This window comes from Vogesella mureinivorans, assembly GCF_007644035.1.
GTDB lineage: Bacteria > Pseudomonadota > Gammaproteobacteria > Burkholderiales > Chromobacteriaceae > Vogesella > Vogesella mureinivorans.
Genome location: NZ_VMTV02000057.1, coordinates 1 through 290, shown reverse-complemented (window position 1 = coordinate 290; position 290 = coordinate 1). Strand labels below are relative to the sequence as shown.

Annotated in this window: 1 protein-coding gene; it reads right to left on the bottom strand. The window is 45.5% G+C overall.

The window, feature by feature from the left end; translation table 11 throughout:
- A partial coding sequence (locus FLQ44_RS01735; protein ID WP_147692786.1) for a response regulator occupies positions 1–290 on the bottom strand: 290 nt, incomplete at both ends.

Sequence of the window (290 nt, the reverse complement as noted above, 5' to 3'; positions counted from 1 at the left end):
CTGTTTCATCTGCAGCACGAGGGTCAAAATTCATATTCGCAGTCGGTAAATTTGGCGGCAACCAAATTTCGCCTTCTAATACTTGGCGAATTGCTTCCCCAATATGGCTTGGATGCGCAGACTTCGGAATATAACCCATTGCACCGTGCGCAATCGCACGCTGAATAATCGATGCTTCTTCGTGGGCTGATACCACAATAATTGGAATCGCAGGATACTGTGCACGAACATGGACCAATGCAGAGAAACCCGATGCGCCAGGTAAATTTAAATCCAATAAGACTAAATCT